Source organism: Affinirhizobium helianthi, from assembly GCF_042680945.1.
In the GTDB taxonomy this organism is placed as follows: domain Bacteria; phylum Pseudomonadota; class Alphaproteobacteria; order Rhizobiales; family Rhizobiaceae; genus Neorhizobium; species Neorhizobium helianthi.
Genome location: NZ_JBHUEQ010000006.1, coordinates 70,791 through 87,021 on the forward strand (window position 1 = coordinate 70,791; position 16,231 = coordinate 87,021).

Consider the following 16,231-nt stretch of genomic DNA (forward strand, 5'->3'; position numbering starts at 1 on the left):
CAGGGCGCAAACTTCCGCTGGTTCCGTTTCCAGTATCCGGAGGATGAAGAGACAGCCTCGGCCACGGCAGTACCTCAGTCTTTTAAGCACGATGAAGGATGGGACAGCCGCAGCTTTTTCAGCCGCGACTGCCCTCTTCCGGGAGGATTTGATATTATTTGTAGACGCGCTGGCGGATCTTATCGAGGCGAGCGAGAATGGCGTCGGCCTTATCCGGCTTGACCATGAATTCCTGGAAACCTTCCATTCCCGCCTTTGCCATATCGGCTGGGGCGTCACGGTCATAGAACTGGGCCAAGGCGTAAGCATTGGTCAGCATGTCGAAACCAGCGGCAAGAAACGGATCGTTGGATTTTGTTGCCTTGTTATTGATCGGCAACTGTCCAAGAATTGCGTTCATCTTCGTTTGGGTTTCGGGTTGCGCCAGGTAGGTCAGGAATTTCCTGGCGTCTTCTTTGTTCTTTGCACCGGCTGGAATGTGGAATGATTCCGTAGGTGCATCTTCCGCCATTGGCACATCGTTGATCTTCGGGAACTGCAGGAAGCCGATTTGTTCTTCCTTCAAACCACCATCCTTCATGGTAGCAACTGCAAAGTTGCCCATGAGATACATGGCAGCCCTGCCCTGAACCATCAGCGGAACCGCATCCTGCCAATCGATGGCAGCGTGGTTTGCATTGAAGTAACCAGGCTTGACCAGTTCAGCCCATTTTTCGAAAACAGCTTTCACCCGCGGATCGGTGTATGGCACCTTGCCATCCGTCAGCTCCATATGAAATTCATAGCCGTTGACGCGAAGGTTGAGATAATCAAACCACCCCGCCGCAGGCCAGAGCGCTTTCGTGCCGATTGTAAACGGTGTTATCCCAGCAGCCTTCAGCTTTTCGCAGGCCGCGATCAATTCCGCCCAAGTCTTCGGCGGCGTAATGCCCTGCTGCGCAAAGATATCTTTGCGGTAGTAGATGCCCCATTGGTAGGTCGAATAGGGAATGCCCCATTTCTTACCGTCGATTTCCATCGATTTGGTCGCCGATTTCAACTGATTGCTGAGATCGCCTTGAGCCCAGATATCGCTGACATCCGCAAACAGCCCGGCTTTGACAAACGGGGCCATGCGGTTGCCGGAATACCAGGACACAACATCCGGCGGATCGGCGGTCAGAAAGTTGCGGATCGCGGACTTGTAGCCCTCGTGATCGAAATTGTTCCACTTGACCTTGATATCCGGATGCGCGGTCTGGAAATCTGCGATGAGGGCCTCCATGGCCTTCTTCGGGGTTGGGTCCGATTGGTCGGAATTGATAACGAGTTCACCGGCAAAGGCCGTGGACAGCGTCATGGCATAACCAAGGGCTAGGCCGGTCATGACTTTCAGAGATTTCATCGAGTCCTCCCATTGGGCAAATGCTAAATGCATGCCACTTCATGCGTCTGCGTCCGCCTCTCCCGCAGACGCGTGTTGACATTGATGCAGGAAGCCGCAACTTTCCTCCGAAATTCCGGCTTAAAATTCCGAAATCCTAAGAATGGAGCCATACAGTGTCGAAACGCGCTGCCAATGTTAACCATCTTGGAGCAACACCTGCTCACCCGGAACATGATCCCTCACACCCTCTAGTGGTGTTCGGCGACCACCAGTTTTGTGCAGGCAACCTCATGGATGTGCGGCGCATGTCCGGGCCGCACATGCACAGCCAGATCGAGCTCAATTTTGTGCTTCGAGGGCGCATGGACTACTGGTTCGATGGTCGACAACTAACAATCGATGAAAACCGCCTTTGCCTGTTCTGGGGCATGATCCCGCATCAGGTGATCGATAGGGCAGAAGGTACTCAGTTCGTTTGTCTCTATATACCAATGTCGGTTTTGCTTGGCTTTCCCAGTCTCAGCCGGTTTCGCAATGCCGTGTTTCGTGGCGCAGTGATTGAAGCAATGGTCATGCAGAGTTGGGAAAGCGAAGTTTTCCAGCGCTGGCGCAACGAATTGTTGTCGGGCGATGCAGAGCTGATGGAAATCGTGCGTTCTGAATTGACGGCGCGCGTTATGCGCATCGAGCGAGAAGGCTGGCGTGACCTTCGTGAGCAGGGTGACGCCATAGCAAGCCTTGGCCAGCGCGATGCTGACTGGGTGGTGCATGTGGAAAAAATGCTTCGCTTTATCGGCGAAGGCGCGCTTGACAATATTTCCGTTGAGGACGTTGGCAAGGCCGCAGGTTTGCACCCAAACTACGCCATGACATTGTTTCGCAAAGCTGTCGGCATGACCATCAACCAGGCCATCATTCGTCACAGGCTGGATACGGCCCAGTCTCTACTGATTGCGACCGACCTTCCAATCACGGAGGTCGCCTATGAATCCGGCTTTGGCTCCCTCTCCACATTCTACGAAGCCTTTCAGCGCCGCTTCAAGGAAAAGCCCGTGCAGTATCGTCGCAGATTACGCCCTGCTTGATGACAAAGGATTTCCGGCTTCCCTCGCCCCATCGGCATCGGCGCCACTCTTGGGAAAGTTACGGGAAGACACTGAATGTGAACTCCACTGTTCGGATCATTTTTTTGCCATCTGCGTTAACGAACACATCTACCCATGGATTCGAAATAACCGCGATAATCGCGGCTGAACTACCCAAGGAGTGACCGCAATGAAAAAGACCCTCGCAGTCGTAATATCTGCACTGCCCATCATCGCAAGCACTGGCACGGCTTTCTCCGCCGATGCAGTTTCCCGTTACGACCGCGCTCCTGCCTATCAGGAACCGGATCAGCGAGGGGGCGTGCGAATCGGGTATCTCGATTGCACCATTGGCGGTGGCGTCGGTTACGTCCTGGGGTCGGCCAAGGAAGCAGATTGCGTGTTCCGATCTGCCATGGGCAGTGAACCACTGGACCGTTACACCGGCGTTGTCCGTAAAATGGGTGTGGATATTGGTTTCACCACCCGCGGACGCATGATCTGGGCGGTTTTCGCACCAACAGCAGGTTACCATCATGGTTCACTTGCGGGCCTTTACCAGGGTGCAACGGCAGAGGTGACCGTCGCGGCTGGCATCGGCACCAATATTCTCATTGGCGGAACGTCCGGCTCCATCCATCTACAGACGGTCAGCGTTCAGGGACAGCTGGGCCTGAACCTCGCGGCAACCGGGACCTCCATGACGTTGACGCCTGCCACCTAAACTGCGGTTTTTCGCAGCGATATGCACAACAGCAAGCGCCCGTATCTGCGGGCGCTTTTTTCATGACTGCGTTGCGCTTTAAGATCGGCGCGATTGCACAGTTTCGCCCTGCTCACGTCTAGTCATTGCTTCATCGATCTCGTACTCGCAGAGCCACGAACATAGTTTTGCTGAACATGCTCTAAATTGCTTGATTTAACCGGCAAGCTCGGCTTTGCATCCAGAAGCGACGGCTCCCCAAGGAAGCCGGCCTGATTCGACCCGAAGGACTAGTCATGACAGTGCTTGCCGAGAATGCCCGTAAACTGGCTGCCAACCTGATCGAACTCTATTCTGGAAAGCGCATCATGGCCGCGGTCGCGGGCGCACCGGGATCAGGCAAGTCCACCCTGGCGGAGGCTATTGTTGAGGAAATCAACCGCAAGCGTCCGGAACTCGCAGCCGTATTCCCCATGGATGGCTTTCATTACGATGATGCCGTACTGCAGCAAATGGGGCGGCTGGCGAACAAGGGCGCAATCGACACCTTCGATGTTCATGGCTTGCGCCATATGCTCCAGCGCCTGAAAGCAAATGAAGACGACACCGTAGCGGTACCCGTGTTCGATAGGTCTATCGAGATTGCTCGCGCGGGAGGACGCCTGATCAGCCACGATACCGGAATCATCGTTTGCGAAGGCAATTACCTTCTCATGCGGCAGGCTCCCTGGGACCGCTTGCACGCATGCTTCGACCTCAAGATCTTCGTGGATGTGCCAGTTGAGGAGCTTCGCCGCCGCCTGAGAGAGCGTTGGTTCTTCTACGGCCTGGATGAAGAAGGCATTCGCCGGAAGCTGGACGCGAACGACATTCCAAACGGCCTTGCCATTATTGAAGGAAGCGTCGAACCCGATATCCGCGTTCAGAACTAACCCCAAATAGAATTGAAAGACAGACTTATGACTGCTACCGCTTTGACCTGGGGGATTGCAGGATTGACGGCACTTGGCGTGGTAACGCGTCCTTTCCGTTGGCCGGAAGCGGTCTGGGCCGTCGCCGGGGCGCTATTGCTGTTCTGCCTTGGGGTGATCAATTCTGGCGAGGTTTGGACAGGCATCGCCAAGGGTTTCGACGTTTATCTGTTTCTCATCGGCATGATGCTTCTCTCAGAACTCGCACGCCGCGAAGGATTGTTTGATTGGGTGGCGGCGCTTGCGACGGCGCAGGCCAAGGGATCTGCCAAGCGGCTGTTTGTTTTGATCTACGCAGTCGGCGTTGTCGTCACCGTCTTCCTGTCGAACGATGCGACAGCGGTTGTGCTAACCCCTGCCGTTTATGCCGCCTGCCGAGCCGCAAAGGTGAAGGATCCCCTGCCCTACCTGCTGATCTGCGCCTTTATCGCCAATGCCGCAAGTTTTGTTCTTCCCATCTCAAATCCGGCCAATCTGGTCATTTTTGCCGGTGGAGAAATGCCGCCGCTTACCCGCTGGCTTGCAACTTTCCTGCTGCCATCGATCGTCGCGATCCTGGCAACCTTCGTCTGTCTCTATTGGACGCAGCGGAAAGCTCTGGCAGAAGATCAACTCGCGACACATGTCGAGCGTCCGGAACTGACCCATGCGGCACGACTTGCTGGAATCGGTCTCAGTCTCACTGCCGGTGTACTCGTTGCCGCCTCCGCTTTGCACATGGATCTTGGCATTCCCACATTCATTGCCGGCTGTATGACCACGGCGGGCGTGCTAATCCTCACGAGGCGGGGGCCGATGGAGGTAGTTCGCGGCATAAGCTGGAGCGTTTTGCCGCTGGTGGCCGGCCTTTTTGTTGTTGTGGAGGCGGTCAATAAAACCGGCCTCACGGCAATGCTGTCAGATCGTCTGGCGCTTCTTGCCGCGCAGTCCGAACCTGCCGCGATTGCTGTTTCCGGCCTCGGCGTGGCCATTGTCTCGAACCTCGTGAACAATCTCCCAGCTGGTCTCTTCGCGGGCAGCGCAGTCCAGGCTGCTCAGGTCTCCGACGCCGTCGCCGGTGCTGTTCTGATTGGAGTGGATCTTGGGCCAAATCTATCGGTCACGGGATCGCTTGCCACTATACTCTGGCTTTCCGCGCTGCGCCGGGAGGGCCTCCACATGGGTGCGTGGAGCTTCCTCAAGCTGGGTTTCGTTGTCATGTTCCCGGCGCTGATCCTGTCACTCGCAACGCTTGCCTTGCAATAATTCAGGCCTTGCGGAGCATCTCTATGATGCCGGAGAAGTCCTTCATGCCGTTTCCGGACTGTTCGAACTGGCGATACAGATCGGCCGCTGCCTGCCCCAGCGGCGTCTGCACGCTGACGCTGCTTGCAGCATCCTGCGAAAGAAGGAGATCTTTCAGCATCAGGGCAGCCGCAAAGCCCGGCTGGTAATCGCGATTTGCAGGAGAGGTCGCAACAGGGCCCGGTACCGGGCAGTAGGTGTTGACGGACCAGCATTGACCCGATGATGTTGAGATTACATCGAAGAGGGCCTGGTGGGTCAGTCCCAGCTTTTCGCCCAGGGCAAAGGCTTCACACGCTCCGATCATGGAAATACCGAGCAACATATTGTTGCAGATCTTGGCGGCCTGACCGGCACCCGGACCGCCGCAATGTACAATGCGCCGACCCATCGCCTGCAAAATCGGGTTAGCTGCGTCGTAAGCCTTCTGCTCACCGCCAGCCATAAAGGTCAATGTTGCCTGTGACGCACCGGAGATGCCACCCGAAACCGGTGCATCAAGAGAGTGGCATTTGGCATCGGCGGCAATCTCATGGGCCTTTCGGGCAGAATCAACATCAATGGTGGAGCAGTCTATCAGCAGCGTTCCGGCCTCAAGCATGGGCTTCAAATCGCCCCAGACAGAGAGAACGTGCTCCCCTTTCGGCAGCATAGTGATGACGACACTCGCCCCTGCAACTGCCGCGGCAAGATCTGCAGGACATGAAACCCCGGTTGCTTCTGCCGCCTGCCTGCTTTGCTCCGACAGGTCAAAGCCACGCACCTTATGGCCAGCCTTCACCAGATTAGCGGCCATCGGCCCGCCCATATTCCCCAAGCCGATAAATGCAATATCCGTCATGTCTTCTCCTCCGATACCGACTCTGGCTAGCGATTGTCTTCCAGGATCATGCTCGCCGCCTTCTCCGCAATCATGACCGTCGGCGAATTTGTGTTTCCTGAGGTAATAGTCGGCATGATGGAGGCATCCGCAATCCTTAATTTCCCGAGTGCACGCATCCGCAAACGGGGATCCACCACGCTTTGGGCATCGACGCCCATCCGGCAGGTGCCGACCGGGTGAAAGATCGTCGTGCCGATATTACCGGCGGCCTTCACCAGTTCCGCCTCTGTCTGAAAGTCAGGACCGGGCTTGTATTCCTCCGGGTGATAGCGCGCAAAGGATGGCTGCTTCACAATGTTTCGGGTCAGCCGTATTGCCGATGCGGCAACCGCCCTGTCGCTCTGCGTCGAAAGATAGCGGGGCTGAATAGCTGGTTGCTGAGCAAAATCGGGGCTCCGCAGATGAACGCTTCCACGACTATCCGGCCTCAAATTGCAAACACTGGCAGTAATGGCCGGAAAGCGGTGGACCGGATCGCCAAACTTGTCGAGTGAGACGGGCTGCACATGATATTGCAGATCTGGCGTTTCCTTTTCCGGACCGGATCTGGTGAAAATTCCGAGCTGGCTGGGCGCCATAGCCATAGGCCCTGACCGTTTTGTCAGATATTCGAGGCCGATCGCCATTTTGCCGAACAATGACGAAGCCTTTTCGTTCAAAGTCGGCACGCCTGTGACCTTGAATGTCAGTCGCAATTGCAGGTGATCCTGCAGGTTCTCCCCCACCTGATCCACCTCTTTCACCACCTCGACACCGGCTTGCTTCAGCACTTCGGCACGCCCTATCCCGGAGAGTTCCAGCAACTGGGGGGAGCCGATTGCGCCAGCGGCAAGAACAGTTTCACGCCGCGCAAGAAACCTTTGGCTCTGCCCATTGACCAGAACCTCAACCCCTTGAACCTCGCCATTCTCGATGATGAGTTTCTTCGCCTGCGCTTTGGTCAAGACCCTCAAATTGCCTCGCCGCATGGCAGGGCGCAGAAAAGCCTTCACGGTGTTCCAGCGGATACCGGAACGCTGATTGACGTCGAAGTAGCCAGAGCCCTCATTCGTACCACGGTTGAAATCTTCCGTGGTGGGAATACCTGCTTCGAGCGCCGCCTGCTGAAAGGCATCCAGCACCGCCCAGCGAACGCGCGCCTTCTCGACACGCCATTCACCGCCCTCGCCGTGCATTTCATCCTTGCCACGGTAAAAATCTTCGGATTTACGGAAGAGCGGCAGCACGTCATCCCATCCCCATCCGGTGCAACCCATCTGCCGCCACTGATCGTAATCGCGAGCCTGGCCGCGCATATAGATCATGCCGTTGATGGAAGAACATCCGCCCAGAACCTTACCTCGCGGGTAATTGAGGGATCGTCCGTTCAGTCCTTCTTCGGGCTCCGTCATGAAGCACCAGTCGGTGCGCGGATTGTTGATGCAATAGAGGTAGCCCACCGGAATGTGGATCCAGTGGTAGTTATCGTTCCCCCCCGCTTCCAGCAGGAGCACCTTATTCCTGCCATCTGCGGAAAGACGATTGGCGAGAACGCATCCGGCGGTACCGGCGCCCACTATAATATAATCAAAATTGTCCATGACTTGGCTCGTTTGAAATCAGGCGCTGGCCTCAAAGCCAGCGCGAGAGGCCGAATTTCCGGCCGAAGCGTGAAGCTGCCAGTTCGCCAATCAGGCCCCGCCGGAAGAGAAGAACGCAGACCATGAAGACGACGCCGGTAATGATCGTGACTGGAAAACCTGTGGTCGCAAGATAGTTGCCGAGCATGACGACGATACCCGCACCGATGACCGGTCCGACCATTGTGCCGATGCCGCCGAGCAGGGTCATGAGGATCACCTCCCCGGATGTTTGCCAGGAAACATCCGTCAAGGTGGCAAACTGGAAGACAAGCGCCTTTGTGGCTCCCGCCAATCCGGCAAGCGCTGCAGACATCACAAAGGCGCCCAGCTTGTAGCGGGCCACAGAATAGCCCAGCGATGTGGCCCGCAACTCGTTCTCACGGATGGATTTCAGGATCATCCCAAAGGGCGAATGAACGAAACGCCAGACCATGAAAACGCCGATCAGAAAGATCGCCACCACGGTGTAGTACATAGCCAGTGGATCGCTAAGATCGATCAAGCCGAACAGATGACCACGCGGAACGGACTGAATGCCATCCTCTCCATGCGTGAACTCAGCCTGCAGGCAGAAAAAGAAGAACATCTGCGCCAGCGACAGGGTGATCATCGAGAAATAGATCCCTTGGCGGCGAATGGCGAAGAAGCCCATCACGAGGCCGAGAAAGGCACCGCCCGCGACGCCGACGAATATGCCCAGCTCCGGCGAAAAACCCCATTCCTTCACCGCATGGGCGGTAAAATAGGCGGCACCTCCAAAGAAGGCAGCGTGGCCGAAAGAGAGAAGACCCGTATAGCCGATCAACAGGTTGAAAGCGGCTGCGAACAAGGCAAAGCACAGCACCTTCATGACGAACACCGGGTAGAAGAAAAGCGGTGCGGCAAGAAGTGCGGCGAAACCAAGCGCTATGGCCAGGCGGCGGGCATTGATTTCGCTTCTGGTCATGCCTTGCTGTGCGGGTCCATCCGAAGGAACAGTCGTTGTATGAATGCCGGTCATGTGTTCACTCCCGCCCGAACAGTCCGGCTGGCCGGACAAGCAGTACAAGGGCCATGATTACGAAGATCACCGTGTTGGATGCTTCCGGATAGAAGACTTTGGTCAGCCCTTCCGTGATACCCAGAAGGTAACCGGTGACGATCGCCCCAAGGATCGATCCCATCCCGCCCACGACGACCACCGCGAAGACAACAATGATGATGTTGGACCCCATTAATGGCGAGACCTGATAGATCGGTGCGGCCAGAACGCCAGCAAAGGCGGCAAGAGCCACGCCCAGCCCGTAAGTCAGTGTCAACAGCACCGGCACATTGACGCCGAAAGCCTGAACCAGGGTGGAATTTTCCGTTGCCGCTCTCAGGTAAGCACCAAGCTTGGTTTTCTCGATCGCAAGCCACGTGCCGATGCACACAACCAGCGAGGCAACCACCACCCAGCCGCGATAATTGGGAAGAAACATGAAGCCGAGATTTGTGCCGCCTGCCAAGGATGGTGGCGTGGCATAAGGTTGTCCGGATGCGCCATAATAGTATCGGAAGATACCTTCCAGCGTCAGCGCCAGACCGAAGGTGAAAAGCAGGCCATAGAGCGGATCAAGGCCATAAAGCCTGCGCAGAAAGAAGCGTTCCACCACCGCACCGAATACGCCGACGATGAGCGGTGTCAGAACAAGTGCTGGCCAGTAACCGATGCCTGCAAAATGCAGCAGCAGATAGGCGGTGAATGCGCCCAGCATGTACTGGGCACCATGGGCGAAATTAATCATGCGCAGCAGGCCGAAAATAATAGCAAGCCCAAGCGATAGCAGCGCATAGAAGGAACCATTGATCAAGCCGATCAACAACTGTCCCAAAAGTGCGGGAAGCGGTACACCAAACACCATCGTCATGGCTCAGACCCCCAGAACTTTATGAAGTTCATCCATGCGCTGGCCAAGTTCAGACACAGGAAACTCCGATTGAATCTGCCCGTGATCCATCAGGTAGAACCGATCTGCGACGCGGCTGGCAAACCGGAAGTTCTGCTCCACCAGAAGCACGGTGATCCCCCTCTCCTTCAAGCGGATCAGCACATCGCCGATACGCTGTACGATCACCGGCGCAAGTCCTTCCGTCGGCTCATCCAACAGCAGCATTCGAACGCCGGTTCTCAAGATGCGGGCAATCGCCAGCATCTGTTGCTCACCACCGGAAAGCTTTGTGCCGCTGCTGTTGCGCCGTTCATGCAGGTTTGGGAAGAGTTCGAAGATCTCGTCGACACTCATGCCGTTCTTGGCAATCTGTGGCGGCAAGAGCAGATTTTCCATCACACTCAGGCTTGCGAAAATGCCGCGCTCTTCCGGCACGAAGCCCAGCCCGTGACGCGCCGTCTTGTGCAAGGGAACAGGAAGCATATCCCGATCCGCGAAGCGAAGCGTTCCCTTTCTCTGACGGATGATGCCCATGATGGTGCGAAGCGTCGTGGTTTTTCCAACGCCATTGCGGCCTAGCAACGTCACCGTCTCGCCTTCTCGAATCTGCATGTTGACGCCGTGCAGAACGTGGCTTTCGCCATACCAGGCGTTCAGATCGCGGATATCCAGTAATGCCGCCATCCTAATCCTCCTCCCGGCCCATATAGGCAGTGCGCACCTGCGGGTCGCGGCTTACGGTTTCGTAATCGCCAGCGGCCAGAATTTCGCCACGCTGGAGAACCGTCACACGGTCGCAAATGTCTGCCACGACAGAAAGATTGTGCTCCACCATCAAAACGGCGCGCGTTCTGGCGACGTTGCGGATCAGGCCTGCAATGGTGGCAATATCCTCCTGACCCATGCCGGCCAGTGGTTCATCCAACAGCAGAACCTTGGGATCCAGGGCCAGTGTGGTGGCGATTTCCAGCACACGCTTTCGCCCGTAGGAAAGATCCGCAGCGAGTGCATCTCGTTCCCGCGTAAGGCCAACGGTTGCAAGAAGACCTTCAGCTTTGCCCGTCAATTGGTCGAGCGCGGACATTGGCCGCCAGAACTGGTGAGCCAAGCCGTTCGGGCGTTGCAAGGCAACGCGAACATTGTCGAGAACAGTCAGATGCGGAAAAACGGCCGAAATCTGAAAAGATCGCACCAGCCCCATGCGCGCCACACGATCCGCCGGGGTGGCGGTGATGTCCTGTCTCATCAGGCTAATGCGGCCTGAGGTGGGCTGCAAGAACTTGGTCAGCAGGTTGAACACCGTGGTTTTACCGGCCCCGTTTGGGCCGATAAGAGCGTGAATTTCACCCTGGTACACGTCGATATCGACATTGTTGACCGCTAGAAATCCACCGAAGCGACGGGTGAGGCCGCGCGCGGAAAGAACCGCGTGCGCCGTCACAGGAGAGGCTGATGCAAGCATGATCGATCTCGTTTACTTGACGAGATTGCAGCCGCTCTTGGCGGGATCGAGATAGGCTTGCTTGCCGGGGATCGTGGCCAGCACGTTGAAGTAATCCCACGGCTTCTTGCTATCGCCGGGCTTCTTCACTTCCAGCAGATACATGTCGTTGAACATGCGGCCATTCGGCCCAACCGTACCATTCGCGGTAAAGGCGTCGTTCACCGGCATCTCATGCAATTGCTTGGCCACCGCTTCCGTTTCGTCCGTACCCGCCTTCTGAACGGCCTTCAGGTACTGGAGAACCGCCGAATAGGTCCCCGCCTGGATCATGTTAGGCATCTTGCCTGTGCGTTTCATGTAGCGTTCGCCAAACTCGCGGCTCTTGTCGTCACGATCCCAGTAGAAGCCTTCCGTCAACGTCAGCCCCTGGGCTGCTTCAAGCCCCAGACCATGCACTTCCGCCAGGGTGAAAAGCAGGGCCGCGAGGCGCTGTCCACTCTGCGTAATACCGAATTCCGCCGCCTGCTTGATGGCGTTCTGGGTATCAGCACCGGCATTGGCGAGACCTACGACATTAGCTCCGGAGGACTGGGCCTGCAACAGGAAGGAAGAGTAATCGGCGTTGCTGAGCGGGTGACGCACCGACCCCACCACTTCACCGCCATTTGCCTTTACGAAATCAGAAGTCTGTTGCTCGAGCGAGTAACCGAAGGCATAGTCGGCCGTCAGGAAAAACCATTTCTTGCCGCCCTGCTTGACGAGTGCCCCACCCGTGCCAACTGCCAGAGCGTGGGTATCGTAAGCCCAATGGAAGCCGTAAGGGCTGCACTGTTTTCCGGTCAGTTCCGTCGTTGCAGCACCGGTGACAATATCAATTTTCTTCTTTTCCTTGGCAATGGCCTGAACAGCCAGCGCAACGGAGGAAGTGGTGAGCTCCATGATCGCATCAACCTGGTTCGTATCGAACCACTGACGCGCGATATTGGACGCGATATCGGGCTTGTTCTGGTGATCGGCATCCACAATCTCAATGGGCGAATCCAACACCTTGCCGCCGAAATCCTCGACAGCCATTTTGGCCGCCTCGACCGAGCCCTTCCCGCCAAAATCTGCATAGACGCCGGACTGGTCATTCAAGATGCCGATCTTGACTTTGCCATCACTGGCAGATGCAGCAAGCGCAATGGACGTGCTGGCGAATAGCGCCGCCATGGATGCGATGATTGTACCGCGCATTTCATTATCCTCCCAAGATAACGCGAAGCTCTTACAAGCCTGTGCAAAAACTGGCAGCAGACCCTCCTCAAAGTCCGCACGCCGGGTGCCATGTTTCTCTTAAAAATACGCTTGCGCAAGCGATTGAGCGGGATAATTTCAAACAGGCTCTGTTCATTTTTGCACAGAACTTGAGGAGGAGTGATGAGCAAGCCCCATTTCACCTGGGATGATCTGCAATTCTTTCTGGCTGTTGCACGCTCCGGCCAGCTATCGACGGCCGCAAAGAAACTGCGGACAAGCCATGCAACGGTTTCCCGTCGCATTGATCGGCTGGAATTTGCGCTGAGGGTCAAACTCTTTGAACGTAACCCGCGCGGCTATGTGCTGACGCAGGTAGGGCAGCGATTCGTGGAAACAGCCGAGCGCGTGGAACAGGAAACGGAGCGCTTGCAGGCAGAGCTGGCTGGCAGTGGTCCGGCGCAACAGGGTGTGGTGCGCCTTTCCGCCCCGGAAGGTTTCTCCAACTTCTTCCTGGCCCGACATTTCAGCAAGTTGTCAGAGCGCCATCCGAACATGTCTCTCGAACTGGTCACGATCCAGCAGATTATGGCTCTATCAAAAAAGGAAGCGGATCTGGCAGTGGTGCTCGATCCGCCGAAGGCGGGGCCATATCACGTGGAAAAACTGACCGATTACGCGCTTCAGATCTATGCCAGCCACGACTATGTGGCGCGATACGGCGCACCGCAGAGCCGGGATGAACTGCTAAATCACAAGTTCATCGGCTATATTCAGGACATGATCTTCGCACCGGGCCTCGACTATCTCGGCGACATTCACCCCAAGATCCAGCCGGGCCTGCAAAGTTCCAGCATCTTCGCTCAATTGACCGCCACCCGGAACGGGCTCGGGCTCTGCGTTCTGCCCTTTTTCATTGCCCGCCAGTATGCAGATTTGCAGCCGGTATTGAACCAGATGAAGCTCGACCGTCACTATTGGCTGGTCTGCCATAATGATCTGGTTCAGTCTGGCCGCATTCGTTCGATGATCGCTTTCCTGCGGGATATCGTCGCCGCCGATCAGGAGCAGTTCCTCTCCAACGGCCTCACGCAAAGCCGTCGCAGAGGAACGGGCTGATCTCACCAGTTTTCGAGAATGGCCTGATTGACCTTGTCTCTCCAGGGGCGAGCCTTCGTGAGCGCGTTTGGAAACAGTCCTGCAATGTCAAAGAAGGGGGCGGAAGCATCGGCTGCATCCATTCGCGATACCGCCTCCAACACCTCAGTGCGGCGCGGATCGTCCAGATCGCCACGCTTGCGCACCGCCGCCATCCAGACCCCGACCGCATAGGCCGTTGCCGCTCCATCCCCGCCCTGCGCTAAGGCATCCACTGCGGGTAACAACAGGCGTTGCGGCAGTTTCTGCGTTGTATCCAGCGAAATCTGGAGATTGCGATGGGCAATGGTCGGGTTGGAAAAGCGCGCCAGAAGCTCTTCGATATAGGCGGGCAGATCAATGCCTGGCACCGGATCCAAAGTGCTCACCACGCCCTGCATATGCTGCCTGGCCTTCTGCGCCAGGTCCGGCACTGCCATGACATCGCGGATGTACTCGAGGCCGGCCAGGATGCCCAGATGCGCAAGCAATGTGTGCGAGCCGTTCAGCAAGCGCAGCTTCATTTTTTCATAGGGTTCAACATTGCCGGTGAAGAGTGCGCCACCCGCTTCCCATGCCGGTCGCCCGTCAACGAAATGATCCTCGATCACCCATTGCAGGAAGGGCTCGGTGTCGAGCGCCAGGGCATCGGAAACACCCAGAAGCCTCTCGGCCCGCTCTCGGGTCTCTTGCGTCGCGGCAGGCACGATCCGATCCACCATCGAGCTGGGAAAGGCCCCTTCCGCTTCAATCCACTTCGCCAATTCCGGGTCTCGCTCGCTTGCCATTTCCACGACCAGACGGCGGATAACCTTGCCATTGGAGGGCAGGTTATCGCAGCAGAGGACCGTATAGGGAGGAAGACCCGCCTGTTTGCGCCGGGCGAGACCTTCAACAAGGAAGCCGAGCGCGCCAATCGGCGAATGCGGCGACGAAAGATCCGCAGAGACCGCCGGGTGAGCGCGATCAAGCCCGCCAGTGACAGGGTCGAGGCCGTAGGCCTTTTCCGACACCGTCAACGTCACCACACGGATTTCCGGTCTTGCCAGAGCATGCAGAACAGCTTGCCTGTCATTGGCCGCGCACATCCATTCGACCGTGGATCCGATCACTTCCGAGCTGTCTCCCGCTTCGCTGCGCACAGTGATGGAATAGAGCCCGTCCTGCGCTTGCAGCGCCTCCACGGGTTCCGGTGAGCGCAAGTTGACAGCAACGATGCCCCACGGCCCGAAAGCGGCTTCCAGTGCCCGCTGTGTATAGACAGCCTGATGGGCACGATGAAACGCACCAAGCCCGATATGGACGATCCCGGGTGTCAGCTGCTTGCGATCGAAACCCGGTTGGCGGACCTGCGGAGAAACAACAGCCGCATCAGACAATCTTTCCATTTCAATTCCTCAGTCCATAATGCGGATGCGCCAGCGTTCGTTCGATACCGCGCAGTTCGGCAAGTCCCTTCAGACGCCCAATGGCCGGATAGCCGGGTTGAGCCTGACGCACCAAATCATCGAGAATCTCCTGCCCGTGATCCGGGCGCATGGGGATGCGGTGATCGACACGACCGGCTGCTCGTCGCCGCGCCTCTTCGGCCAGCAATTCGGCAATGACGGCCACCATATCTGTCCCGCCTTCCAGATGTTCGTCCTCGAAAAAGGAACAGGGCAAATCGTCCGTATCGCGTGTCACATTCCGAAGGTGGACAAAATGGATGCGGTCGGCGAAACGGCGCGCCATAGCGGGCAGATCATTATCTCCACGCGCCCCAAGCGAGCCGGTGCAGAAGGTCATGCCATTGGCGCGGCTATCCACCTGCTTCAGCATATGTGCATAATCCTCTGCCGTAGACAGGATGCGCGGCAGGCCGAGCAGCGGCCACGGCGGATCGTCCGGATGGGCGCAAATGTTGATACCAACCTCTTCCGCAACAGGCGTGACTTCAGATAGGAAGTCCACGAGATGCTGTTGAAGGCGCTCCCTCCCGATGCCCCGATAGGCGCGGAGTTTTTCCAGGAGCTGATCCAGCGTGTAACCATCCGCAGAGCCGGGCAGGCCCGCCCCTATGTTTTTGCCCAAGGCTGCAATTTTGGCATCCGACATCGTCGAGAATGATCGAGCCGCGTCTTCCCGCAGTGGCTCGGGATAATCCTCCTCAGCACCCGGACGTTTTAGGATAAAGAGGTCAAAGGCAACAAACTCCGCCAGATCGAAGCGCATGGCCTTGGCCCCATGGCGCGTATCCCAGCGCAGATCGGTGCGTGTCCAATCCAGCACGGGCATGAAATTATAGCAGACGGTTTTGATGCCTGTGTCGGAAAGCCGCCGTAGCGTTTCCTGCCAGTTCTGCACATGACGCCGCCAATCCGCAGTTTGCGTCTTGATCTCTTCGGAGACCGGCACACTTTCCACCACATCCCAAACGAGGCCGCCCTGTTGGATTTCCGCATGTCTGCAGGCAATATCCTCGATGGGCCACACTTCACCGGTGGCAATGTGATGCAGCGCGCTGACGATACCCTCCGCACCCGCTTGCGCGGCATCGCGCACACTCACCCTGTCGATGGGTCCGAACCAACGCCATGTATGTCTCATC

Annotated in this window: 15 protein-coding genes; 5 read left to right on the forward strand and 10 right to left on the reverse strand. The window is 57.0% G+C overall.

The window, feature by feature from the left end; genetic code table 11:
- Positions 1-154: 154 nt before the first annotated feature.
- Complete coding sequence (locus ACFSE1_RS05450) at positions 155-1,384, reverse strand: ABC transporter substrate-binding protein (protein ID WP_377397530.1); 1,230 nt, start codon at positions 1,382-1,384, stop codon at positions 155-157.
- Between the two features lie 155 nt (positions 1,385-1,539).
- Here ACFSE1_RS05450 and ACFSE1_RS05455 point away from each other — a divergent pair, with 155 nt between their 5' ends.
- The 4 genes from ACFSE1_RS05455 to ACFSE1_RS05470 all read left to right on the forward strand — a co-directional run bounded on the left by ACFSE1_RS05455 (position 1,540) and on the right by ACFSE1_RS05470 (position 5,370).
- Entirely contained in the window at positions 1,540-2,451 is a 912-nt protein-coding gene (locus tag ACFSE1_RS05455) for a helix-turn-helix domain-containing protein (protein WP_377397533.1), read from the forward strand.
- A 190-nt stretch (positions 2,452-2,641) separates the two neighbouring features.
- The gene (locus tag ACFSE1_RS05460) at positions 2,642-3,175 is read left to right on the forward strand and encodes a DUF992 domain-containing protein (protein ID WP_377397536.1); all 534 of its coding nucleotides are present in this window, start codon (positions 2,642-2,644) and stop codon (positions 3,173-3,175) included.
- Positions 3,176-3,450: 275 nt separating this feature from the next.
- A complete protein-coding gene (locus ACFSE1_RS05465; protein ID WP_377397539.1) occupies positions 3,451-4,086 on the forward strand; it encodes a nucleoside/nucleotide kinase family protein in 636 nt (211 codons plus the stop codon).
- Between the two features lie 27 nt (positions 4,087-4,113).
- Positions 4,114-5,370, forward strand: coding sequence for an arsenic transporter (locus ACFSE1_RS05470; RefSeq protein WP_377397542.1), 1,257 nt, complete (start codon positions 4,114-4,116; stop codon positions 5,368-5,370).
- A gap of 1 nt (position 5,371) precedes the next feature.
- Here ACFSE1_RS05470 and mmsB read toward each other — a convergent pair whose 3' ends face one another.
- From mmsB to ACFSE1_RS05505, 7 genes are read right to left on the reverse strand one after another with little or no spacing between them, the layout of a single operon-like run.
- Positions 5,372-6,250 (reverse strand): 3-hydroxyisobutyrate dehydrogenase, encoded by an 879-nt coding sequence (gene mmsB / locus ACFSE1_RS05475; protein ID WP_377397545.1) that lies wholly within the window; start codon positions 6,248-6,250, stop codon positions 5,372-5,374.
- Between the two features lie 26 nt (positions 6,251-6,276).
- Positions 6,277-7,872 carry a GMC family oxidoreductase gene (locus ACFSE1_RS05480; protein WP_377397548.1) on the reverse strand — a complete coding sequence of 532 codons (1,596 nt, stop codon included), beginning with the start codon at positions 7,870-7,872 and terminating at the stop codon, positions 6,277-6,279.
- 31 nt (positions 7,873-7,903) lie between these two features.
- Complete coding sequence (locus ACFSE1_RS05485; protein ID WP_377397875.1) at positions 7,904-8,860, reverse strand: branched-chain amino acid ABC transporter permease; 957 nt, start codon at positions 8,858-8,860, stop codon at positions 7,904-7,906.
- Between the two features lie 58 nt (positions 8,861-8,918).
- The gene (locus tag ACFSE1_RS05490; RefSeq protein ID WP_377397551.1) at positions 8,919-9,803 is read right to left on the reverse strand and encodes a branched-chain amino acid ABC transporter permease; all 885 of its coding nucleotides are present in this window, start codon (positions 9,801-9,803) and stop codon (positions 8,919-8,921) included.
- A gap of 3 nt (positions 9,804-9,806) precedes the next feature.
- A complete protein-coding gene (locus tag ACFSE1_RS05495) occupies positions 9,807-10,508 on the reverse strand; it encodes an ABC transporter ATP-binding protein (RefSeq protein WP_377397554.1) in 702 nt (233 codons plus the stop codon).
- Between the two features lies 1 nt (position 10,509).
- A complete protein-coding gene (locus ACFSE1_RS05500) occupies positions 10,510-11,286 on the reverse strand; it encodes an ABC transporter ATP-binding protein (RefSeq protein WP_377397556.1) in 777 nt (258 codons plus the stop codon).
- A 12-nt stretch (positions 11,287-11,298) separates the two neighbouring features.
- Positions 11,299-12,504 (reverse strand): ABC transporter substrate-binding protein, encoded by a 1,206-nt coding sequence (locus tag ACFSE1_RS05505; protein ID WP_377397559.1) that lies wholly within the window; start codon positions 12,502-12,504, stop codon positions 11,299-11,301.
- Positions 12,505-12,684: 180 nt separating this feature from the next.
- Between ACFSE1_RS05505 and ACFSE1_RS05510 the strand changes: the two genes are divergently transcribed.
- Entirely contained in the window at positions 12,685-13,623 is a 939-nt protein-coding gene (locus ACFSE1_RS05510) for a LysR family transcriptional regulator (protein WP_377397562.1), read from the forward strand.
- Positions 13,624-13,625: 2 nt separating this feature from the next.
- Here ACFSE1_RS05510 and ACFSE1_RS05515 read toward each other — a convergent pair whose 3' ends face one another.
- Complete coding sequence (locus tag ACFSE1_RS05515) at positions 13,626-15,029, reverse strand: mannitol dehydrogenase family protein (protein ID WP_377397565.1); 1,404 nt, start codon at positions 15,027-15,029, stop codon at positions 13,626-13,628.
- 1 nt (position 15,030) lies between these two features.
- Entirely contained in the window at positions 15,031-16,230 is a 1,200-nt protein-coding gene (gene uxuA, locus ACFSE1_RS05520) for a mannonate dehydratase (protein WP_377397568.1), read from the reverse strand.
- Position 16,231 lies beyond the last annotated feature (1 nt).

Bases quoted from the DNA above. Each gene is read 5' to 3' on its own strand.
- ACFSE1_RS05450 (WP_377397530.1), bottom strand. From the start codon at position 1,384: ATGAAATCTCTGAAAGTCATGACCGGCCTAGCCCTTGGTTATGCCATG.
- ACFSE1_RS05460 (WP_377397536.1), top strand. From the start codon at position 2,642: ATGAAAAAGACCCTCGCAGTCGTAATATCTGCACTGCCCATCATCGCA.
- ACFSE1_RS05465 (WP_377397539.1), top strand. From the start codon at position 3,451: ATGACAGTGCTTGCCGAGAATGCCCGTAAACTGGCTGCCAACCTGATC.
- ACFSE1_RS05470 (WP_377397542.1), top strand. From the start codon at position 4,114: ATGACTGCTACCGCTTTGACCTGGGGGATTGCAGGATTGACGGCACTT.
- mmsB (WP_377397545.1), bottom strand. From the start codon at position 6,250: ATGACGGATATTGCATTTATCGGCTTGGGGAATATGGGCGGGCCGATG.
- ACFSE1_RS05480 (WP_377397548.1), bottom strand. From the start codon at position 7,872: ATGGACAATTTTGATTATATTATAGTGGGCGCCGGTACCGCCGGATGC.
- ACFSE1_RS05485 (WP_377397875.1), bottom strand. From the start codon at position 8,860: ATGACCAGAAGCGAAATCAATGCCCGCCGCCTGGCCATAGCGCTTGGT.
- ACFSE1_RS05490 (WP_377397551.1), bottom strand. From the start codon at position 9,803: ATGACGATGGTGTTTGGTGTACCGCTTCCCGCACTTTTGGGACAGTTG.
- ACFSE1_RS05495 (WP_377397554.1), bottom strand. From the start codon at position 10,508: ATGGCGGCATTACTGGATATCCGCGATCTGAACGCCTGGTATGGCGAA.
- ACFSE1_RS05500 (WP_377397556.1), bottom strand. From the start codon at position 11,286: ATGCTTGCATCAGCCTCTCCTGTGACGGCGCACGCGGTTCTTTCCGCG.
- ACFSE1_RS05505 (WP_377397559.1), bottom strand. From the start codon at position 12,504: ATGCGCGGTACAATCATCGCATCCATGGCGGCGCTATTCGCCAGCACG.
- ACFSE1_RS05515 (WP_377397565.1), bottom strand. From the start codon at position 15,029: ATGGAAAGATTGTCTGATGCGGCTGTTGTTTCTCCGCAGGTCCGCCAA.
- uxuA (WP_377397568.1), bottom strand. From the start codon at position 16,230: ATGAGACATACATGGCGTTGGTTCGGACCCATCGACAGGGTGAGTGTG.